At 55.6% G+C, this 21094-nt stretch carries 16 protein-coding genes and 3 pseudogenes; 8 read left to right on the top strand and 11 right to left on the bottom strand.

What is annotated here, in order from left to right; all coding sequences use genetic code 11:
* Positions 1-128: 128 nt before the first annotated feature.
* Both ORL50_RS16640 and ORL50_RS16635 read left to right on the top strand, forming a co-directional pair.
* The gene (locus ORL50_RS16640) at positions 129-1490 is read left to right on the top strand and encodes a cache domain-containing protein (RefSeq protein ID WP_266016511.1); all 1362 of its coding nucleotides are present in this window, start codon (positions 129-131) and stop codon (positions 1488-1490) included.
* A gap of 30 nt (positions 1491-1520) precedes the next feature.
* A complete protein-coding gene (locus ORL50_RS16635; RefSeq protein WP_266016509.1) occupies positions 1521-2153 on the top strand; it encodes a response regulator in 633 nt (210 codons plus the stop codon).
* 127 nt (positions 2154-2280) lie between these two features.
* On the opposite strand, the pseudogene ORL50_RS16630 reads toward ORL50_RS16635, so the two are convergent.
* The 11 genes and pseudogenes from ORL50_RS16630 to ORL50_RS16575 form a co-directional block, all read right to left on the bottom strand.
* A pseudogene (locus ORL50_RS16630) lies at positions 2281-2766 on the bottom strand (type IV secretion protein Rhs); the annotation flags it as partial.
* 310 nt (positions 2767-3076) lie between these two features.
* The gene (locus tag ORL50_RS16625; RefSeq protein WP_266016508.1) at positions 3077-3394 is read right to left on the bottom strand and encodes a hypothetical protein; all 318 of its coding nucleotides are present in this window, start codon (positions 3392-3394) and stop codon (positions 3077-3079) included.
* A 354-nt stretch (positions 3395-3748) separates the two neighbouring features.
* Positions 3749-4300: pseudogene (locus tag ORL50_RS16620) on the bottom strand (RHS repeat-associated core domain-containing protein); the annotation flags it as partial.
* Complete coding sequence (locus tag ORL50_RS16615) at positions 4254-4511, bottom strand: hypothetical protein (RefSeq protein WP_266016507.1); 258 nt, start codon at positions 4509-4511, stop codon at positions 4254-4256. The gene ORL50_RS16615 and the pseudogene ORL50_RS16620, both read right to left, overlap by 47 nt.
* Positions 4512-4971: 460 nt before the next feature.
* Positions 4972-5289 (bottom strand): hypothetical protein, encoded by a 318-nt coding sequence (locus ORL50_RS16610; protein WP_266016506.1) that lies wholly within the window; start codon positions 5287-5289, stop codon positions 4972-4974.
* A gap of 13 nt (positions 5290-5302) precedes the next feature.
* Positions 5303-7875 (bottom strand): annotated as a pseudogene (locus tag ORL50_RS16605) (RHS repeat-associated core domain-containing protein); the annotation flags it as partial.
* Positions 7876-8094: 219 nt separating this feature from the next.
* On the bottom strand, positions 8095-8691 hold the full coding sequence (locus ORL50_RS16595) for an SMI1/KNR4 family protein (RefSeq protein ID WP_266016504.1): 597 nt from the start codon (positions 8689-8691) through the stop codon (positions 8095-8097).
* Positions 8688-12914: an RHS repeat-associated core domain-containing protein gene (locus tag ORL50_RS16590; protein ID WP_266016503.1), complete on the bottom strand. Its 4227-nt coding sequence runs from the start codon at positions 12912-12914 to the stop codon at positions 8688-8690. The genes ORL50_RS16595 and ORL50_RS16590 overlap by 4 nt, the downstream gene beginning before the upstream one ends.
* A gap of 5 nt (positions 12915-12919) precedes the next feature.
* On the bottom strand, positions 12920-13387 hold the full coding sequence (locus ORL50_RS16585; RefSeq protein WP_205893312.1) for a DcrB-related protein: 468 nt from the start codon (positions 13385-13387) through the stop codon (positions 12920-12922).
* Positions 13388-13422: 35 nt separating this feature from the next.
* On the bottom strand, positions 13423-14004 hold the full coding sequence (locus tag ORL50_RS16580; protein ID WP_266016501.1) for a hypothetical protein: 582 nt from the start codon (positions 14002-14004) through the stop codon (positions 13423-13425).
* 12 nt (positions 14005-14016) lie between these two features.
* Positions 14017-15870 carry a type VI secretion system tip protein TssI/VgrG gene (locus tag ORL50_RS16575; RefSeq protein WP_266016500.1) on the bottom strand — a complete coding sequence of 618 codons (1854 nt, stop codon included), beginning with the start codon at positions 15868-15870 and terminating at the stop codon, positions 14017-14019.
* Positions 15871-16554: 684 nt separating this feature from the next.
* Between ORL50_RS16575 and ORL50_RS16570 the strand changes: the two genes are divergently transcribed.
* The 6 genes from ORL50_RS16570 (at position 16555) to tssB (ending at position 21090) form a co-directional block, all read left to right on the top strand.
* Positions 16555-18015: a DUF6861 domain-containing protein gene (locus ORL50_RS16570; RefSeq protein WP_266016499.1), complete on the top strand. Its 1461-nt coding sequence runs from the start codon at positions 16555-16557 to the stop codon at positions 18013-18015.
* An 8-nt stretch (positions 18016-18023) separates the two neighbouring features.
* Entirely contained in the window at positions 18024-18350 is a 327-nt protein-coding gene (locus tag ORL50_RS16565) for a hypothetical protein (protein WP_266016498.1), read from the top strand.
* 107 nt (positions 18351-18457) lie between these two features.
* A complete protein-coding gene (locus ORL50_RS16560) occupies positions 18458-18805 on the top strand; it encodes a DUF7957 family protein (protein WP_266016497.1) in 348 nt (115 codons plus the stop codon).
* A gap of 134 nt (positions 18806-18939) precedes the next feature.
* Complete coding sequence (locus ORL50_RS16555) at positions 18940-19218, top strand: DUF6966 domain-containing protein (RefSeq protein ID WP_266016496.1); 279 nt, start codon at positions 18940-18942, stop codon at positions 19216-19218.
* 519 nt (positions 19219-19737) lie between these two features.
* The gene (locus tag ORL50_RS16550; RefSeq protein ID WP_266016495.1) at positions 19738-20487 is read left to right on the top strand and encodes a hypothetical protein; all 750 of its coding nucleotides are present in this window, start codon (positions 19738-19740) and stop codon (positions 20485-20487) included.
* Between the two features lie 69 nt (positions 20488-20556).
* Complete coding sequence (gene tssB / locus ORL50_RS16545) at positions 20557-21090, top strand: type VI secretion system contractile sheath small subunit (protein WP_122839497.1); 534 nt, start codon at positions 20557-20559, stop codon at positions 21088-21090.
* Positions 21091-21094: the final 4 nt, after the last annotated feature.

Raw genomic sequence — 21094 nt, 5'->3', positions numbered from 1 at the left:
ACAGTGGTCGGGGTCGTATGTCGAACCGCGCAGGCACCACAGGTCACCCCACCCATCACCACTACAGAACCCGCGTATCTTTGGCATATCATGCCCAGCCCTCACCCCTCGCCCGACCCGGAGCATCGATGCAGCTCAAACACAAAATCGTTGCCCTCGGGATCTTACCGCTGGTCCTGGCAATCGCCGTCATCTGCGGCCTGGTGATCTCCCTCAACCGCCAACTCGGCGACCAACAGGCGCAGCTCATCGAAGACAGCATCCTGGCCAGCAAGCGCGCCGAACTGAAAAACTACGTCGAAATGGCGCAGAGCCTCATCGCCCCGCTCTACGACGACGGCCACGGAGATGCCCAGGCGCAGCAAAAGGTCCTGGAAGAACTGCGCAAACTCAGCTTCGGCATCAACGGCTACTTCTTCGTCTACGACCGCGAAGGCCGCAGCCTGATGCACGCCCGCCAGTCGGAACTGGTAGGCAAATACCTCTGGGACATGCAAGACCCCCACGGCCTCCCCGTCATCCAGGCCCTGCTGAAAAGCGCGCAATCCGGCGAAGGCTTCCAGCGCTACGCCTGGAACAAACCCTCCTCCGGCCAGGTCACCGACAAACTCGCCTACGTGGTCATGCTCGACCGCTGGGGCTGGATGCTCGGCACCGGCATCTACCTGGAAGACGTCGAACGCGCCACCCAGCAAGCCCGTGACGAAGTGGCCCAGGGCATCCGCAAAACCATGCTCGCCATCGCCGCCGTGGCGCTGGTCGCGGTGCTGTTGGTCTTCGCCAGCGGCATGACCCTCAACGTCAGCGAACACCGCCTGGCCGACAAAAAACTCCAGCGCCTGACCCAACGCATCGTCAGCCTGCAGGAAGAAGAACGCTCCCGGGTCTCCCGCGAACTGCACGACGGCATCAGCCAAGTGCTGGTGTCGATCAAATTCCAGTTCGAACTGGCCAGCCTGGTCCTGGAAAACGGCCAGGACCGCGGCCTGGGCATCCTGCGCGAAGCCACCGAACGCCTGGGCGAAGCCATCGGCGAAGTCCGCAGCCTGTCCCACGACCTGCGCTCATCCCTGCTCGACACCCTCGGCCTGCCCGCAGCAATCGGCCAGCTCGCTGCCGAGTTCGAACAACGCAGCGGCCTCAAAGTGACCTACAACGACAACGAATTCGCCTGCGATCTGGTCGACGGCGCCGCCGTCGCGCTGTTTCGCATCGTCCAGGAGGGCTTGACCAACATCGAACGCCACGCCCAGGCCAGCAACGTCGACATCACCCTGCACGGCTGCAAACAAGGCGTACGCCTGACCCTCGTCGACGACGGCATCGGCTTCAACGTCGCCCAGGTCGAACGTCGCCACACCGGCATCGGCCTGCGTAATATCCGCGAGCGAGTCGACCACTTCGGCGGCCAGTTCACCCTGGCATCGACACCGGGCCGCAGCGAACTCGACGTAATGCTGCCGCTCAAACCCACCGGCGCTCCCCGCTGATCACCCCCACAACAAGAGTGAATAGCCGCGATGAACCTGCCCTCCCCGATCCGCGTCGCCCTGGTCGACGACCACTCCCTGGTCCGCGACGGCATCAAGGCCCTGCTGTCCGTCATGGCCAACCTGGAAGTCGTCGGTGAAGCCGAAAACGGCGCAGACGCCATCGACATGATCGGCCGCAGCCAACCCGACCTGGTACTCGTCGACATCGGCCTCAAAGACATGAACGGCCTGGAACTCACCCGGCTGCTGCGCAACCGCTACCCGGCGCTCAAAGTGCTGGTGCTGAGCATGTACGACAATCACGAGTACGTGAGTGAATCCGTGCGCGCCGGCGCCAGCGGCTACGTCCTGAAAAACTCACCCTCCCGGGAAATCATCGCCGCCATCGACGCCATCGCCAACGGCGGCTCCTTCTACAGCGCCGAAATCGCCCAGCGCCTGATCGCCGACAAAAACACCGACAACGAACTGACTCCCCGGGAAAGCCAGGTGCTGTACAAAATGGCTCAAGGGCTGAACAACAAGGAAATGGCCCGCGAACTGGATATCAGCGTACGCACTGTGGAGACGCATCGGTTGAGTATTCGTCGCAAGTTGAATATCGATAAGCCGGCGGCGTTGGTGAAGTATGCGATTGATCATGGGATTATTTCGCGGTAAGTGAGCCACCTGGGGAGTGGCTTTTACAAAACTGCGGCGCGACTGATTCCAGGATGTAACTGATCGCTATGTGAGCCGGCTTGCTGGCGATGGCGGCATCAGATTTAACGACAAATCATCAACAGCCGAACTGGTAGGACGCGTTGTTTTCGTTGCACCGCACGGTCAGGCGGATGGCCTGGTCGTATTCATAACCAATGCGCTGGCCCTTGGCGTCCTGGCGGCTGCTCGGCAGGCCGCGGGCGGTGCGCAGCAGACGCGTGGTCTGGCCTTTGCCGTCGGTGTGCGTCAGCACCTGGCCGAGGGCGTTGTAGGTGAAGGATTCGGCGCTGCCGTCGGGGTGCTGGATGCGCAGCACTTCGCCGTCGGGTTTGCGCTCAAGGGTGGTGGTCTGGTTCAGCGCATCCGTGACGGCGACCAAATGCTGACGCTCGTCATAGCGGTAATACGTATTCTTGCCCGAGCAATCCTGGAAACGTTCGACCTGGGCGAAGGTGTTCCACCACCGGTATTTGGATTTGTGGGTAGCGTCGATGATGGTGTGCGGCAGGCCGTCATCGCTGTTGAGGTATTCGGTCTTGTGGCCCAGCGCGTTGACTTCGGCGATGAGGTTGAATATCTGCCTGTACCTAAAATCATAGGCGGCCTTTCCCCTCACTGGCACTAAGTGCGGAGCCAAAACGGATGCTCATATTCTCGAAATCATTGTGAAAGTCATTGCGCGCAGACTGCGAAAGAAACAACCCTGCTCATTCCAATGCTCATCGACAGTCTTATTGTGTTCAATAGCCAGCCCTAATGAGCATTAGGAGATATAAAATGCTTTACTAAATAATGGCAATATAATTTACGAGACTTAAAATTAATTACAGGGCCAATTGGAAGCTAACAACTGGCACACTGTTATTTATAAAGAGCTCTCATTACAACAATTTTAAAAGGGCTTTTTCAAGTTTGCTCGTATTATTTACATCACCACCTTTATCTACATAAGCATGCCAAGCTGGTATCGCTTTTTTGAACAATTCAAGGCCCTGAGCGGTAGTATCGGATTTTTTCAAAATCAAGTCCATTTTCAGATTGCCACCACTATCAAATGGCTCTAAATCAATCAAGCTGTGCGATTTGAGAAATTGCATTAACACCGTATACCGCAGAACTACTTGCTCTTGATACGCCGTACTTTTATTTCTAGACGCAAGCATGGGTATACTGCACAACGTGAAGTCTAAATTGTTCATTAAAGCCTCCTACTTCGCACGAATCACTGTAGATATATCTTGCAATTCAATTAATTTTTTAGTTCCTGGCTCTCTAACGTAAAGCCCGCCAGACTCACGTATTCACATTTCTTTTTCTAACGGGGCAAATTTCGGGGCAGTCAAACTCGCAACTTCTTTTGCCGTGCCAGAACCATCAGCATTTTTAATGACAAAATCTATTCGGCTTCCTTCTCCGGTCAAAGGATCCTTGGCTATTTTCCCCTCAGCATTACGCAAATACCTTTGGCTTAAAACGTTAGCCTTTCCGTATCTTTTTTCAAATATCACTTTAGCTCTAGCTTCTCGAGCCGAACCTGCCACCTTGTTTGGAATACATTCCCATCCCCAAGGATCAGTCCAACCATTTGTATTCGGAGCGTAGCTGTAAAGATTATACCCACCAAACAACCCTATCGGATCCTGCGTAATAAATCGTCCAACCTGCGGATCGTAATACCGAAACGTGTTGTAGTGCAGCCCCGTCTCGTCATCAAAATACTGCCCCTGAAACCTCAGGTTCTGCTCTACCTCATTCACCGTCAGCGTTTCGAGGGCACCCCAAGCCTTATACGTCGCCTGCCAAACAATCTGCCCCGCCCGGTCAGTCATCTCCAGCGGCGTACCAATCTGGTCAGTGTGGAAGTAATAAAGCGTCTGCTCCCCACCCTCTTCCTGGTCCACCCGAGCAAGTGGCGCATAACTACCCGGCTCATACACACAAAGGCTGCTCTGCCCCGGCGTCTCCTCACGCAACATCCGCAAGCCCTGCCACAGAAAATGCTTCTGTTCAGTGACCCCGTTGACCTCCGACACCTTGGCGACACGCCGTCCCAAGCTGTCATAACGATAAGCCCCGGTACTCTCCAGCTTGCCGCTGGCGATCGTCGGGCGAGCCCTGATCGTGGTCATAACGCTGCAACTCGTCGAGGTCAAATGGCGTAGCGTTCATCGCCGATGCCGCGACAGTGATCAAGCTCAGGTCTGCCTTGGAGTGAAGCTCCTCGCTGCCCAGCAAATAGGTGGCCCTGAAAGTGCGGGCCTTGAGGTCGTAGCGAAAGTAGAAATGCTCAGCTTCGCTGGTCCAGTGTTCGACCACGGGGGTTGCCGTCGAATGTTTCCCAGTAGTAATGGCAGCTCAGGTCCAATGCGTTGCTGGGATTGGTCATCACGCCGTCAGGGTAGCTGAAGCGGTGTGATGAATCGCTGGTGCGGTTGATCACTTGAATGATCTGGCCGCGATTGTCGTAGCGTTATTTAACCGGGTTTCGACGACCTTTCCCACCACGAGAGCTACAAAGCTACCATCCAAGCTATCAGGATAATGGATACCATGTCTGCCATATCTTTAAAGAGATCTTGCACTGTTATCGATTTCTCTCAAACAATTTATTGAATATAGCCTGTACGCAAATATAAACTAATCTACATACCATCCCCCCTAAAATTATGGCGAGCAGACCAGCTGGCCTTTTTTGCTTATACCCACTGTTAAAAATAGGCTTAGCGCACCAAAAAATAGCGACATTCGCGATACTGCTAAAAACCAGCTCTATTGACTAAGAAACTAGCTTTTTTAATCCCTGTGAAAGTCGATTGGTGTTATTTATATCTCCTCCTTTATCTAAATACGAGAACCAGCCAGGAATAACCTTCTTGAAAAGCTCAACACATTCAGGTGCAGCATCGTTTTTTTTCAAAATATACTCAAGATCCAAACTTCCATCTAATTTAAAAGGATTAGTAAATATGAGATTATTGCCTTTTAAAAAACCCAGTAACACTGCGAGCTTTAAGACCATTCGCTCTTGGTATTCTGTGCTTTTGTTTCGGCTAAGCAGCATAGGAACACTACATAACGTAAAATTTAAATCCACCACAATAACACCTCTATTTCGCTCGTATAACAGTAGACACATCAGAAACTTCAATAAGCTTTTTCGACCCGGGCCCCCTTACAAAAATACCACCTGCCTCTCTAATCCGGTCTTCCTTGAGTAGTTGCCCAGTTTTATCTGCTGTAAGACTAGTGATCTCCTTGGCAGTACCTGAGCCATCTGAATTTTTGACAACGAAGTCGAGCCGACGCCCCTCGCCAGTAAGCGGATCCTTTGCAATTTTCCCATCAGCAGTGCGCAGATATCTTTCACTAAGAACATTTTGCTTGCCATACCTTTTCCCAAAAATTTCTTTGGCTCGCGCTTCCCGTGCCGTACCAGCTACCTTGTTTGGAATACACTTCCAGCCCCAAGGATCAATCCACCCATTGGTATTGGCAGCGTAGGAATAAAGATTATCCCCCCCCAACAAACCAATCGGATCCTGCGTAATAAACCGCCCAACCTCCGGATCATAATACCGAAACGTATTGTAATGCAGCCCCGTCTCATCATCGAAATACTGCCCCTGAAACCGCAGATTCTGCTCGACTACATTGACGTCCAGACGCTCCACCGCCCCCCAAGCCTTATACGTCGCCTGCCAAACAATCTGCCCCGCCCGGTCAGTCATCTCCAGCGGCGTACCAATCTGGTCAGTGTGGAAGTAATAAAGCGTCTGCTCCCCACCCTCTTCCTGGTCCACCCGAGCAAGTGGCGCGTAACTCCCCGGCTCATACACATAAAGGCTGCTCTGCCCCGGCGTTTCCTCGCGCAACATGCGCAATCCCTGCCACAGAAAATGCTTCTGTTCAGTGACCCCGTTGCCCTCCGACACCTTGGCGACACGCCGTCCCAAGCTGTCATACCGATAATCACCGGTACTCTCCAGCTTGCCGCCAACCAACGTCTCAGCTTTAACCAACCGATTCTCACAGTCGTAACTGAACGTCTGCAGCCGGCTCATCCCACTACGCTTTTCAATCAGGTTGCCCCAGGCATCGTAGGTATATTCCTGATCCCGCCACTGCTTGATCCGGTTGTCTTTGACGTGATCAAACTGACTGGTATTGAAGTTCAAGCGGTTCGCCGCTGCGTCGTACCGGAACTCCTCACTGTCCACCAACTTGCCGGTGTCGCGGCTATGCAGCTGGCCGTTAGCTTCGTACTCGTACTTGATCTCACCGCGCAGTTTGTCGAGGGTACGAGTTAGTTCGCCGGCAGGATCGTATTGGTGACGACGATGGATCGGGTTGTAGGCGTGTTCTACCAACAGCTCAGGCTGAATGCCGGGATTGAGAATCTGTGAGAGTTTCTCTGCCGGCAACGTTGAGGCGAATTGCCAGGCTTTGCGGCCCATGGCGTCGTAGCCGAAACAACTGGTGAGCTTGCCTTGAGTGCGCAGCACCTCGCGGTGCAGGTCATCGCGTTCCATGTCGCTGATGAGCTGGCCGTCGAGGTTGAGTTGGTGCAGGTGGCCGCTGCCGTAATACAGGTGGTTCAGGTGCTGGCCAGTTGGCAGAGTCAGGGTGGTCAGGTTGCTGAGTGGATCGTAGTCGTAGGACAGCGCGCCCTGGGGCGTGGTCTCCTTGATCAGGCGGCCCAGCAGGTCGTAGGAAAAATCGAGTTGCTCTGCGCTGACGCCGAGTTTTTTGCCGTTGGCGGTGGGTAGGCGCTCGATTGTAAGCAAGCGGTCGGCGTCGTCGTAGGTGTAGTCCTGACGGGCGTCGGCATTAAGTTTGGTCAACAGGCGGCCGATTGGGTCACGCTCGAATTCGGTACTGCGCTGTGGGCGTTCGGCCCGTTCGCCGTAGCCGATTTCATCCACCCGCGTCAGATGCCCGCCGAGGTTGTAGCTGAACTGGCGGGTCAGGTTGTCGATGCGTTTTTCTTCGATCAGACGGTCGGAAGCGTCGTAGGCAAACTGGTAAGCGGCATTGTTTTCATTGACCAGCGCGGTCAGGCGGATGGCCTGGTCGTATTCGTAGCGAATGCGCTGGCCCTTGGCGTCCTGGCGGCTGCTCGGCAGGCCGCGGGCGGTGCGCAGCAGACGCGTGGTCTGGCCTTTGCCGTCGGTGTGCGTCAGCACCTGGCCGAGGGCGTTGTAGGTGAAGGACTCGGCGCTGCCGTCGGGGTGCTGGATGCGCAGCACTTCGCCGTCGGGTTTGCGTTCCAGAGTGGTGGTCTGGTTCAGGGCATCCGTGACGGCGACCAAATGCTGACGCTCGTCATAGCGGTAATACGTATTCTTGCCCGAGCAATCCTGGAAACGTTCGACCTGGGCGAAGGTGTTCCACCACAGGTATTTGGACTTGTGTGTAGCGTCGATGATGGTGTGCGGCAGGCCGTCATCGCTGTTGAGGTATTCGGTTTTGTGGCCCAGCGCGTCGACCTCGGTGATGAGGTTGCCCTTCGCGTCGTAGCGCGCTTTCCAGGTGCTGCCGTCAGGGTAATCGACCTGGGTGACCAGAGTTGGTTGCCGGTGTCGTCGATCTCGATGACGTAGTGCTCGCCCCCGCAGTCGCGGCAGGAGGTGACGCGGTGATCGCTGTTGTAGTGGATCTCGGCTTCACGCTCGCGCACATCACTACCAAAAGGCACAAGTTTATTTAATAACCAAAATTAAAACGATAAATCTGTACTCTTTTTACCCAGCTTACATGTATCAAAAACAAACAGTCTAGAAAAAGCTACTGGAGATTAAAAGCACAACACCCCGACACCGCAGGCACAACAACAAAAACTAAACCTCAGCTCACTGACAATTCTAAAAACGCGAGGAACTTTAAATCACACAAAGCACAATCAACAGGATTCAAATCGAATGAGATGGCGGAAGGACATTACAATCGACTCGTATTTGACCGCTTTGACATCTGCCAAAATTACCTCATTTTTCTGTTCAAGTTTCGCTTTAATATCAGCTATTGAAAAACTCAACCCTAAACCTTTCTTAATAGCCAGCACTTCCTGCGAGGTTGGCTTATCGTCTCCAACCGCCACTATATCAATTTTATTTAACGTGGAATCCTGCTCTCCGGAAAGATTATCAAGGAGTTCGTCAATAGAATAAAAAATGTCGGCATCTTCCAAAAATGGATCACCTGAATCAATTAGATAGAAAACTTCTGACGCCACCTTATCAATCAAAATAAGTCTGCCTCCGGAATCATCACCTATCGCAATCTGTCTCGGAAAACTATTACCTATTTCATACGTCTGATTGCGCTCAATGACATCACTTACTGAGTAAATCAGAACTTGATCGTTAAGCAATGCGCCATCATAGCGCGCCCAAAATTTCGCAACCCACACATTTCGATCAACACCGAGCGTATGGATAACGCCAGCAATTGACTTTGCTGATGCTGCGGGATGTGTTTCCGTATATTTTATAGTCACTTAAATGCCCCTAATGAATCAAAATATTTGTATGACTTGCTTGCAGCCTTTTTAGCTGCGTCAGGATTAACACCTGCATCGAGCAACTCCTTGTACGCTGTACCAAACTCCTCTTTGATAGTCCCACCAAATCCTGACAGCCTACGCCTAGTCCGCTGGAGAGATGAGACTACCGCGTGAGGCTCACCCGATGAACTTTTCAGAAGAACAGCAGGGGCCTGATTTCTTTTATATCCAGTAACGTTTCGCTTCGCCCACTCATCTTGGATAAAATGGTGCGACTGTACGAGCTTGTCATCCGGGATATTTTTATGACCTGGCGCTCTATTAATGCCCGGCGACAAGTTGCCGTGAGCGTCAACGTCGTTAGCCTTGTAACCACCCGGGCGATTGCAACTCCAGCCCCAAGGGTCGGTCCAGCCGATAGAGTTCGGAGCATACTGGTATAAGTTCTCGCTACCAACTAGCCCTATCGGATCCTGCGTAATAAACCGCCCCACCTCCGGATCATAATACCGAAACGTATTGTAATGCAGCCCCGTCTCATCATCGAAATACTGCCCCTGAAACCGCAGATTCTGCTCGACCGCATTGATGTCTAGACGCTCCACCGCCCCCCAAGCCTTATACGTCGCCTGCCAGACAATCTGCCCCGCCCGGTCAGTCATCTCCAGCGGCGTACCAATTTGGTCGGTGTGGAAGTAATAGAGCTGTTGCTCCCCACCCTCAACCTGATCCACCCGAGCAAGTGGCGCGTAACTCCCCGGCTCATACACATAAAGGCTACTCTGCCCCGGCGTCTCCTCCCGCAACATCCGCAAGCCTTGCCACAGGAAGTTCTTCTGTTCGGTAAGCCCGTTGACCGCTGACACCTTGGCGACACGACGGCCCAAGCTGTCATACCGATAATCACCAGTACTCTCCAACTTGCCGCCAACCAACGTCTCAGCCCTAACCAGCCGATTCTCACAGTCATACATGAACGTCTGCAGCCGGTTCATCCCGCTACGCTTTTCAACCAGGTTGCCCCAGGCATCGTAGGTATATTCCTGATCCCGCCACTGCTTGATCCGGTTGTCCTTCACGTGATCAAACTGACTGGTATTAAAGTTCAAACGATTCGCCGCCGCGTCGTACCGGAACTCCTCACTGTCCACCAACTTGCCCGTGTCACGGCTGTGCAGTTGGCCGTTGGCCTCGTACTCGTACTTGATCTCACCGCGCAGTTTGTCGAGGGTGTGAGTCAGTTCGCCGGCAGGATCGTATTGGTGACGACGGTGAATCGGGTTGTAGGCGTGTTCTACCAATAGTTCAGGCTGGATGCCGGGATTGAGAATCTGTGAGAGTTTCTCTGCCGGCAACGTCGAGGCGAATTGCCAGGCTTTACGACCCATCGCGTCGTAGCCGAAGCAACTCGTAAGCGTGCCCTGGGTGCGCAGCACTTCACGGTGCAGGTCATCGCGTTCCATGTCGCTGATGAGCTGGCCGTCGAGGTTGAGTTGGTGCAGGTGGCCGCTGCCGTAGTACAGGTGGTTCAGGTGCTGGCCAGTTGGCAGAGTCAGGGTGGTCAGGTTGCTCAGTGGATCGTAGTCGTAGGACAAGGCGCCTTGGGGGGTGGTCTCTTTGATCAGGCGGCCCAGCAAGTCGTAGGAGAATTCGAGTGTTTCTTCGCTGACCCCGAGTTTCTTGCCGTTAGTGGTCGGCAGGCGCTCGATGGTGAGCAAGCGGTCGGCGTCGTCGTAGGTGTAGTCCTGACGGGCGTCGGCATTAAGTTTGGCCAACAGGCGGCCGATTGGGTCACGCTCGAATTCGGTACTGCGCTGTGGGCGTTCGGCCCGTTCGCCGTAGCCGATTTCATCCACCCGCGTCAGATGCCCGCCGAGGTTGTAGCTGAACTGGCGGGTCAGGTTGTCGATGCGTTTTTCTTCGATCAGACGGTCGGAAGCGTCGTAGGCAAACTGGTAAGCGGCATTGTTTTCATTGACCAGCGCGGTCAGGCGGATGGCCTGGTCGTATTCGTAGCGAATGCGCTGGCCCTTGGCGTCCTGGCGGCTGCTCGGCAGGCCGCGGGCGGTGCGCAGCAGACGCGTGGTCTGGCCTTTGCCGTCGGTGTGCGTCAGCACCTGGCCGAGGGCGTTGTAGGTGAAGGACTCGGCGCTGCCATCCGGGTGCTGGATGCGCAGCACTTCGCCGTCGGGTTTGCGTTCCAGAGTGGTGGTCTGGTTCAGGGCATCGGTGACGGCGACGAGGTGATGGCGTTCGTCGAAGCGGTACCGGGTGTTTTTGCCCGAGCAATCCTGGAAGCGTTCGACCTGAGCCAGGGTGTTCCACCACAGGTATTTGGATTTGTGTGTGGCGTCGATGATGGTGTGCGGCAGGCCGTCGTCGCTGTTGAGGTATTCGGTCTTGTGGCCCAACGCATCGACTTCGGCGATGAGGTTGCCCTTGGCGTCGTAGCGGGCTTTCCAGGTGCTGCCGTCAGGGTAATCAACCTGCGTGACCAGGGTGGTCAGGTGGTGGTGCTGGTATTTGATCTTGCGCCCGAGCGGATCGGTTTCTTCGACCAGCCGAGCGTACTCGTCGTACTTGAGCTTGACGACATTGCCATCGGGCAATGTGAGTCCGGTCATGTTGCCGGTGTCGTCGATCTCTATAACGTAGTGTTCGCCACCGAAGTCGCGGCTCGAGGTGACGCGGTTATCGCTGTTGTAATGAAGTTCAGCTTCGCGCCCGAGTACATCGGTGATCCACGTGGTGCGGGCATCTATGTCGTAGCGGAAATGGAAGTGCTCGCCATCGCTGGTCCAGTGCTCCACTACGCGGGGCTGGTCGCCAACGTTCTGCCAGCGGTAATTGCAGGTCAGGCCCAAGGCATTGCTGTGACTGGCCATGACACCGTCGGCGTAACTGAAGCGGCGAACCGAATCGTTGTTGCGATTGATCACCTCGATGAGTTGGCCATTGTCGTCGTAGCGATACTGCACCAGGGTTTCGACGGCCTGATTGTCGACGACGCGTTTGACATCGGTCAGGCGACCCAGCGGGTTGTCGTAATGCAGGTGCACACGAACGCCGCCGGTGGCGCTGATGTCGGTCAGCGTGCCGTCGACCGTGCGGGTGAAATGCAGGAAGTGACCGAGGGCATTTTCGATGCGTTGTAGCGGGACAGGGTTGTTGTCGTCAGGCACTTCGCCAAAGTAAAAGAAGATGTTGTCGAGGGTTTGCAGCAGGTAGTGACCGCCTTCGGTGCAGACCAGATAGACCTGTTCGTGCGGATTGTAGATGCGCTCGCCCGGCTGCACGTCCACGAAGGGTACAGTGCGCCCCTGATTGTCGGTCAGGTAAACGAAGCTGCCACTGCGGCGCAGGCTTTGTTCCCAAGGCAACACCCAGCCCTTGCCGAGCACACTGTCGACGGTCAGGTCGCTGGCGTAGAAGCGTGACCAGTCGATGGGCATCAGGCCTGGAAGGCTGAAATCGGTTTCGTCAGGGATGACCTTGCGGCCGGTGGTGGCATCGACAGGGTTGCCGATCAGACCGCCCACTGCGCGCTCGATGGCCGGACCTACGACGTAGCGACTGGCGACTTCACCGGCGACGAACCCCGCGGTGAATTTCAACACACAGGACATGCCGGATTTGAGGCAGGCCTGGGAAGCGTTCTTGATCAGTTGTGCGATACCGCCCGCCGCGCCAGCGACCGCCATCAGAATATCGACAGTAGTGCGCAGCCAGCCGGGAATCTCGTCATCTACCGGCAGGTAGCGGTGGGTGCCGCCGCCGATGAATACGTTATCCGAACCGCTGGAGATCGTTGCGCCGCAGGTGATCTTGTCGCCCTTTCGGGCCGCTGCAGTGCCGTTGATGAAAACGTTGGTCGAACCCTCTGCGACCTGTACCGGACCTGGATGCTTGTCGCAGGCGCCAATGCTTTTTTCGACATGGGCAGCCTTGCGACTGTTAACAAATACGTTGTCCGACGCAATGACGATGGTCCCGGAGGGCGAGGAAAAACTGCTGCCTATTTTCTCTCCTAAAGAGGTCAGCAGGCTACCTCCGACGCCTGCGGCCAGACCCGCCAAAAGCGCCACACCAAACCCACAGGTGAACGTTGCGATAGCGACCGTGGCAATCAATGCAATCCCGAGCGCGGCCCCAATCAGGAACCCGCCCAGGGCACTGGTGTGGCTTATTTCATCGCCAAACCTTGCGGCTTCGAACATGACCGTTACTCCTGTTCGCTGGAGTCGGTCTTGGTAGCGCCGGGCTGGCGAGGCTGGAAGCTGGCCAGCAGGTCAGCCCAGTTCTGATTCTGCTCACTGCTGAAGTCAGCCTGCGCCGTGGTGGAGAAAATGATTGCGCGGCCCGGCTCGATCAGGAATGCCGCCTGACGCTGATAGAACGGCCGACCATCGGTCATGTAATACGCATCGATCTGGATGCCTTCAATCGGCGCAGTGCTGGAAAGCTCCACCGCCTTTTTGCCCAGCAGGGTGTAGCCACGCAGTTTCGATGCGAGCATTTTTACCTGGCGGTCTACGTAGGCCTTGAGCACCTCGGCCGGCAGGAGCATGTCCCTGGAGATGGTGATACTCAGTGGTGCAGGAATGCTCGCCCCCAGCACAAACATGTTTACCGTGCGGTCCTGAAAACCCTGCGGCAACGCGATGCTGCCTTCCTGCAATTCATAATCCATGTGATGTAAATTCCTGAAATCGAAAAAATTAGGTGTCAGCGTGCCGTGAGGCCTTCAAGCATGCTGTCGAAATCAACCAGCCATAGACTCAGCACAGGCTTGGTCGGATCAATCACGCACGAAATATTCAGCCATTGCACTTCGTCACGCCCGACGACAGGAACGATGGCGCCCACCAGACGCCCATGGCGTTCGGCGTGACCGATCTTGAAGTGAAAATCCACGCACTTGGCAGCATTGCCTGCCAGGCTGTACTCGCGCTGACGGATGACGCGCAGCTGCGGATAAATCCTGTGGAACGACTGCACGGAGCCGTCAAAAAGATTTTCAAGATTCTGGCCCTGCGCCACATCGCGACGATTGATCGTCAGGATGATTGGCTCACCTTCGTGCTCGATGGTTGTCTGAATATCGCGGAAGTTGAAACCCGATGGAAATGCCAGATTGAACCCGCCGAAGTTGAAGCTGCTAGGCGCGTCTTGCAGGGCAACCACAGGTACAGGTTCTGCCTGGGCCTCTGCTTCGACTATCGGTGCATTCTGCTGTTCAAGGCGCGCAGCTTCCTCCAGCGCAATGCGCTTGGCGGAAATTCGGTCATAGAGGCTGGTTCTGGTCATTGGCACGATTCCCTAGTCATTGATCCGAACCTCGGAGCCGGTGATTTGGGTGGTGTCCGTGCTGGTAGTGGTGATCGTCTTGCCTCTGATCTCAATGCCGGCCGGAGTCAGCGTGATGCTGCTTTCCCCGACCTGCAAAATAATGTGCTCCTTGGCACTCACCTGAATGAACTGGTTATCGACCTGGATCGTCAGCGAGCCTTCCTGGACATTCATCACCGTGTCTTTCTTGATCGTCTCGGTGTGCGTTCCACCCACCGTGATCGTGCGATTGCTGCCGACACTGTGGGTCTCGTCGACCTCGATCTCGGTATCCATGTTGCGCTCGGCGTGCATGATGACCTGCTCGGCGCCGGCCTTGTCTTCAAAGCGAAAGAAGTTCGCCGTGCCGCCATCGCCTTTCATCGACCGAGTCAAAAACCCGCTCTGCGTCTTGTTCGCCGGCAACGACCACGGCGGCGTGTTCTTGCTGTTGTACAGGCTACCCATGATCAACGGCCGATCAGGATTGCCGTCGAGGAACACCACCACCACTTCATCGCCAACCCGCGGAATCAGAATGCTGCCAAACCCGCCACTCGCGCCGGATTGGGCGACGCGCACCCAGCACGAACTCTTGTCGTTGTGCTCGCCCTTGCGGTCCCAGTGGAACTGCACCTTCACGCGACCGAGTTCATCGGTGAAGATTTCTTCGCCTGGCGGGCCGACGACGATGGCGGTTTGCGGGCCGGAGATGGTTGGGCGCGGGGTGGTGAGTTGCGGGCGGAAGACGATCTTTTTGCGCACGCAGGAGAAGGTGTTGTAGTAGCTGGCCTGATGGCCGTTGAGGTAGTTGTTGTGGCCTTCGCTTTCGACGCTCATCAACAGGAACTGGCGATCATCGGCCGAGCCCTGGTCGTGGTCGTAATGCTGCAGCAGTTCGAAGGTGTAGCCGGGCTTCATCGCGCGGCAGTTGCTGGAACCGTGGAAGCTCTTGCCCTTGAGTTCCAGCGCTTCGACGCGCAGGCGCAGCAGCGCTTCGCCTTCGTCGTAGGTGCCGTGGGTGTATTGGCCGGGGAAGTCGTAGATCTCGAAATCGTCGACGTCGCCCTGCTTGTTCAGGCTCTTCATGGCGACCGGCAAGCGGTTGGTCGGCTGGCGATAATCGAAGGTCTGCACCGCGATTTTTCCGGACTGCAACTGGCGGTTGCCACTCCACTGGGTGATGGCGTCCGCGCTCTCGGTGACCGATGCGGTGTGGAAGCGGATCTGTGGTTGCTCCGGCAACGGCAGCAGTGTGCTGGAGTCGTCGCAGATGATCATGGTGTGGGTTTCGGCGGTGTGCTCGAAGTAGTAGAACATCCCCTCTTCTTCGAGCAGGCGCTGGACGAAATTGAAATCCGTTTCCCGATACTGAGTAATGTAGGTGTAGCGTTTGAGCGGTTTGCTCAGGCGGAATTCGTGGCGGGAAAAAGCGGGGCACAAGCCGAAGACCTGGGTGACCACTTCTTCGACGGTGCAGCCCTGGAAGATGCGTGTGTCGAAGCGGTTTTTCAGCATCGAGAACCAGGGGTTCAGCGTCGCGGTGTAGCGCGCCATGCCGCCGTCGCTGCCGATGCTGGCGAAGCGCGTCAGGTAACCCGCCAGGTATCGCGGACCGCCCTCGGCCAGTTCGATTTCCAGCACCACGTGCTGGCCCATCATCGACTTGAGCTCCACCCCCGAATCCTGGCACACCAGCATCAATTCGAAGTTGTAGGCACGTGACAGACCATCCGTTCCTTTGAAGGACTCGAGCAGGAGCTGCTGGTCGGGGTTGGCAAGATTCTTGAACTTGAACAGGCGCCGATTCTGCGGGGAAAGCATTGCGGCAAGGTCCATCAACATGTGTATCTCCTTGAGAGCAGTGGGGAACGCTACCGCCCCCGCCGACCACTGCGCATAACAAAACTGACTGAAAGGCCGTTACCGATTACAACAACATCAATCGCATAAACCCGCGCCCGTAGCGCAAACTTGCAGACTTCAACAGCGCAACTTGGTATGAATTGGCCTACATACTTTTCCCGTCATGTTGTTGCAATCCACCGTATTTACGGGGACGGGATCGACAGCTGTAAATGCGACCGCAAGACAATGTGAAAGTGCCATCACCCAGACATAAATGCGAAGGGCATCACATTCTCAGCGGCGTTACAGTCGCCCGAAAGCGGCAAAGGAAACACCCTCGCCCCGCACCCTGTCAACCCGCAACAGTCATTTGCGCGGCTCAACCGGGAAGCGGTGAAAGTTTAAGAAATTAATATCGGCCGGCTTGGAAGTCGGAAATCCCCCATATATCAAGGATCAACGGCAACAATGCGCTGATAAAAAGACCACTGGTGCCTCATTGACATCATTGCCGAGTGTTACTCGATTAAGAAAAATGGGATCCACATTGAATTTTATTATGTCAGTGCAGTCTAGAGTGCGGCTAATGGCCAGTACTTTAGCCTCGGCATAAAGTCCAATACCCGGCACCACCCATGCGGCGACACGGAAGCTTCTTCCACCAAGGACAGTGATGTGTAAATGGATCTTTTAGCGAATGTGCCCAGCTGGGCCGACGTCGAACGCAACCTCGAGCAGAAATTCAGCGAGCTGAACCAGGGCGTCAACGAGGGCTTGCAGAGCGCTCACGACAATTGGAACGGTTTCACCCGGCGCGTCGGCAACGGCGCGAGCCAGGCCTATGGCTATATGGGCGGTCAACGCATCGACTCGGTGAACCGCGCATTCGCGCTCTCCTACCCGATCATCCAGATGGACCTCAAGCGCAAGTGGGCCTCGATCGAGATCGAGCAGATCCTTCCGGTGCTGCTGCAACTGGTCAAGGAAGTCTCGATGATCCTCGGCGGCAGTGTGGCGATTGGCACCATTGCCGGCGGCGCGGCGGGAGCCTTTGCCTTTGGGATCGGCGCCGCGCCAGGGGCCGCAGCCGGTGCGGGCATCGGTCTGCAAGTCGGCAACCTGATCCTGATGGGGCTGGGTTTGTCGGCGATTGCCGAATATTTCTACCAGGGCTTGCCGGCCTGCCTCTCCATTTTGCAGGAAGGCATCACCACCGCGTGGCACGCCGATGATGGCGTCAAGCCTGCAGGCCTGGACCCCAGCGGCGGCTCAGCTTCGATCGTTCAGGAACGCACCGAACGTGCAGCGCGACAACTCGCACGCGGCCAGGAGCAGCTGGTGTTGCTGCTGCTCACTGCCATCGTCACCTACCTGACCCGGGGCCAGATGAAAGCGGGTGTAGTGGGCAGCATGGAAAGCATCGCAACACGCAGCGCGCGGTTGCAGGCCGAGATATCCAACAAGCAGTTGGCGGGTTGGTTAGCGCGTAATGAGCAGAAGTTATTGGCTCAGGCTGAGTTGCAGGTGAAGGAGCCTACGCCGCTGACGAAGGCTGAGCCGGAGACGATGCGTGAGTATTACGCCAAGCAGGATCCCGAGTTCGTGTCGGTGGAGGACCAGATCAAGAAGGTCCAGACCTTCAAGACCAAGGGCTTGTCGAACGAGCAGATCGAAGGCTTCCTAAACACGACCGACGGCGAGAAACTGCTGGGCAAGCTGCAAGCCGCCGCGCCGGATGCGGACGCCACCACCATTTACTCCAGGGCGTTTGACCAGGTGGCTTCGGGCTCGACGATTCCCGAGGTCAGGATGATCAACTCACCCCTGATCAAGATTGTGCCCGAAGGCCAGGGCGTGTCGCCGTACTCGCCATTCTTCACTACCCACGAGGAATTGCAGGCTGCGGCCAGCTCCGGACGAACCTTGGCCGACTCATTCGGCCTGCCACTGGGCAGCGAGGCCCCGCGCTATTCCATCTTCGAGATGGCGCCGTTGAAGCCAACCGAGGTATTTGTCAGTAAAGTCGCCCCTACGACAGAATTGAGCGGCGCGATCCAGCGCACCGGCGAAGCATTCCAGTACCTGACCCCTAACCGTGCCGAGTGGGGAGTGCCGAAACTCATTGGCATTACCTCCAACTAGAGCTGCGTATGAATATTGAAAAACTGAAAGAAAAAGCACTGAAGCTCCGCGCAGCCATCGACGCGCTGAAAGCACAAGACCCAGCCGCGGCAAAACTGGCCGTGGAGCTGGAGCCGTTGCTGATTCTGGCGGAAACCGGCCAGATCCGCACACCGATGGAATGGCGGGACATTCCCGGACGCTACCTGTTCACCGAAGAAGGTTTGCAGCAGTACGCCGCACTGGAGCACGCCTTTGCCGAGTTCAAAATCGAATTGACCGGCGGCGAATCGCCGACACTGCGGCGACTCAAGGAGCAAATGGGAGAGAAGAACAGCAGTTTGAAGCCGGATTGAACCTGAATTTCAGATGTATTCAAGCTCATTGATCCAACTGCAATTCATAAACAGTCTCCCTCGCACATAACATTGCTGCGACTTCACTGACAACGCAGGTGAAAACGATGACCCAACCGTGGGACCGTATTGACGCCGGAACCCTGTTGATAGCAGGTCAACCGATTTCCCTGCCACACCCCGTCAAAGAGGTCCTTCACAACAACGACAGGCTCTTGATTCTGGTCGAGCCCCCGCCCGACGTGATTTTCAATAGAAACGTCTTTGCACTCTCGATGCACGGCGAACGACTCTGGCAAATCGAAGAAAGCCCGTATGGCGCGGAAGTCGACAAGCCCTACATTAATCTCCATTGCGACAAAAATGGGTTGGTAATTGCCGGTAACTGGAATGGCCTCAGCTACTCGGTCGATTTGCACAATGGCGCCGTCAGCGTTGATGCTTTTGAAAAATAGGGGCGATTACACCGAACTTAAAGCGTCTACACAAACTTCTATTTTGAGTTAATAGGTGCGCGGGAGTGGGAAGCGGATAAGTTCATTCAGGAATAGATGGCTAACACTATCCGCGACGACGCAGGACCATCGTAATGAAAGACACAGACAGAATTCTCTGCATCATCGTCCAAATGGCCAACCTACTGAAAAATCACGGCCTTCCTGATTGGGCAAGCCAGCTGGAACAATGCACAACCGCACTGCCCCACGACCCGACATACGCCCTGTCTACAATCGTCTCGCTCTACGGCGGCAGCGGCTCGATCAATGACATTGTGCTCTATAAACAAGAAACACCCTTGCTGGTCGAAAATAACCAGTTGCACGCGCTGCTGAGCGAGCTATACGACCTTTGCGTGGGCAGACACTAAAAGCCCTTCAACACACCTAAAAAACAACATCCTTTTAGTGCAATTACTCTGCATTGCCATCACTTCCCCAACACCAAACCCACCACCCTCCAACCCAAATGCCCCATTTCCAGAAAATTTGGTGAACCGGTTCACCCTTTTTAAAATTAATTTAAATTAAAAATTGGATCCATCCCACCCCGCAAACCATTGAGCCTGCTAGGTTTCAGACCGATCTGTAAGACATAACCCACGACTAATGGCCAGCAGACATCATTGCGGCATGTATCAAAAACGAGAAAAAATCCGCTCCCTCGTGAACTTTTGTATGCGAAATGTTGCCATACACCACGTTACTGGCCACTCGACATTGAAAGGCCAGTATTCATAGCCCCAATATTCCTGGCGAAGCGGTTTTTGATGGACGACATCAACGATAGCGCATTGCAGACAGGTGTTAATTCGAGAAATTAGTAGCGCTTCGCGCCTTGCCGTCAAAGTACGGAAAGTCGCCGCGAAGGGTTCAGGGATGATGTACTGATGACTCAGACGTTTGACGTTGAAGCACTGATCAAATTGCGCAGCCAGACCCGGGCCATTTCCGATGAGCTCAAGGTCCAGGCTGCGGATTACCTGTCCACCCTGGCCTTGCTGATCCGTCCGCAGGCGTTTTTTGGTGAGTACCTGCAAGGCGCGCAGCGCAGCAGCGGGCGTGAGACCCAGCACCATTTCAAAGAGCTCAAGGAACTGTACGACCGCATCGGTTCGGCGGCGCCGTTCCAGCTGGTCAACGAACTCGAAGTGCCCCTGAACCTGATCAGCACCACGCCGGAACTGTTCCCGCTGGAATACGACAAGGTGCTGTCCCAGAGCGGTCAGGTCATTCGCATTACCAGCCCGGTGCGCTGGGTGATCGGCTTCAGTTCGTTCGACCTGGCGCGCTTTCGCACCGTGATCAAAGACCCCAATCGCAGCAGCGCCGAGTTGTATCGCTTCGTCGTGCACTACCTGGTGCTGTTCTACTGCCTGAGCAAATCCCCGGGCCTGAGCCGACTGCTGGACGGGCTGCGTTTTCCCGTGAGTTTCGAACGCCTGAAAGACTTTGGTGACCTGCCGTTTTGCGTCATCAGCTCACCGGTGCGCGCGCAGTTGCCCGATGAGGCAGTGATCCGCAGCAGCACCCAGATTGCCGGCAACAGCAGCTTCGAAGAGCTGGTGGGCCACGACAATATTTTGCAGATGAACGATGAAATCCGTCAGCGCCTGCTGCTGACGATCGAAGGAATGTAACGCGTCCGGCCGACTGTTCAGCCGAACGCAAATGACTTGCAGCGAATTGGTTCGCACCAGGAGATGACGATGGCGAAGAAGGAAAGTACCCAGCACAAACTCGACCGCGTTCGCGCGCCTCGAGTCCATATCACCTACGACGTGGATATCGGTGACGCTCAGGAAAAGAAAGAGCTGCCCTTTGTCGTCGGTGTGCTGGGCGATTTCTCCGGCAACCCGCTGGAGCCGCTGCCGAAGCTCAAGGACCGCAAGTTCATCTTCATCGACCGCGACAACTTCAACGGCGTGCTCAAGGGCATCAAGCCGCGCCTGACCTATCGCGTCGACAACACCCTGGCCAAGAACGGCACGCAGCTGGGCGTCGAGCTCAACTTCAATGCCCTCGAAGACTTCGAGCCACAGAACGTGGTGAAGCAGGTCGAACCGCTGCGCAAGCTCCTGGAAGTACGCAACAAGCTGGCAGACCTGCGCAACAAGATGGGCGGCAACGACAAGCTCGAAGAGCTGCTGATGGACGTGCTGCAGAACACCGAAAAGTTGAAAACGCTGGGCAAGGAATTCGGCCGTGAAGCTGCCGTCCCTGCCACCGATGGCAAAGAGTAGGAGC

The organism is Pseudomonas sp. RIT-562, from assembly GCF_026241895.1.
Taxonomy (GTDB): domain Bacteria; phylum Pseudomonadota; class Gammaproteobacteria; order Pseudomonadales; family Pseudomonadaceae; genus Aquipseudomonas; species Aquipseudomonas mandelii_F.
The sequence above is the reverse complement of the archived record's forward strand: the minus strand, read 5'-3'. Positions and strand labels throughout refer to the sequence as shown.

Excerpts from the sequence above, each read along its gene's own strand:
- ORL50_RS16640 (WP_266016511.1), top strand. The coding sequence starts at position 129 with ATGCAGCTCAAACACAAAATCGTTGCCCTCGGGATCTTACCGCTGGTC.
- ORL50_RS16635 (WP_266016509.1), top strand. The coding sequence starts at position 1,521 with ATGAACCTGCCCTCCCCGATCCGCGTCGCCCTGGTCGACGACCACTCC.
- ORL50_RS16625 (WP_266016508.1), bottom strand. The coding sequence starts at position 3,394 with ATGAACAATTTAGACTTCACGTTGTGCAGTATACCCATGCTTGCGTCT.
- ORL50_RS16590 (WP_266016503.1), bottom strand. The coding sequence starts at position 12,914 with ATGTTCGAAGCCGCAAGGTTTGGCGATGAAATAAGCCACACCAGTGCC.
- ORL50_RS16585 (WP_205893312.1), bottom strand. The coding sequence starts at position 13,387 with ATGGATTATGAATTGCAGGAAGGCAGCATCGCGTTGCCGCAGGGTTTT.
- ORL50_RS16580 (WP_266016501.1), bottom strand. The coding sequence starts at position 14,004 with ATGACCAGAACCAGCCTCTATGACCGAATTTCCGCCAAGCGCATTGCG.
- ORL50_RS16575 (WP_266016500.1), bottom strand. The coding sequence starts at position 15,870 with ATGTTGATGGACCTTGCCGCAATGCTTTCCCCGCAGAATCGGCGCCTG.
- ORL50_RS16570 (WP_266016499.1), top strand. The coding sequence starts at position 16,555 with ATGGATCTTTTAGCGAATGTGCCCAGCTGGGCCGACGTCGAACGCAAC.
- ORL50_RS16565 (WP_266016498.1), top strand. The coding sequence starts at position 18,024 with ATGAATATTGAAAAACTGAAAGAAAAAGCACTGAAGCTCCGCGCAGCC.
- ORL50_RS16560 (WP_266016497.1), top strand. The coding sequence starts at position 18,458 with ATGACCCAACCGTGGGACCGTATTGACGCCGGAACCCTGTTGATAGCA.
- ORL50_RS16555 (WP_266016496.1), top strand. The coding sequence starts at position 18,940 with ATGAAAGACACAGACAGAATTCTCTGCATCATCGTCCAAATGGCCAAC.
- ORL50_RS16550 (WP_266016495.1), top strand. The coding sequence starts at position 19,738 with ATGACTCAGACGTTTGACGTTGAAGCACTGATCAAATTGCGCAGCCAG.
- tssB (WP_122839497.1), top strand. The coding sequence starts at position 20,557 with ATGGCGAAGAAGGAAAGTACCCAGCACAAACTCGACCGCGTTCGCGCG.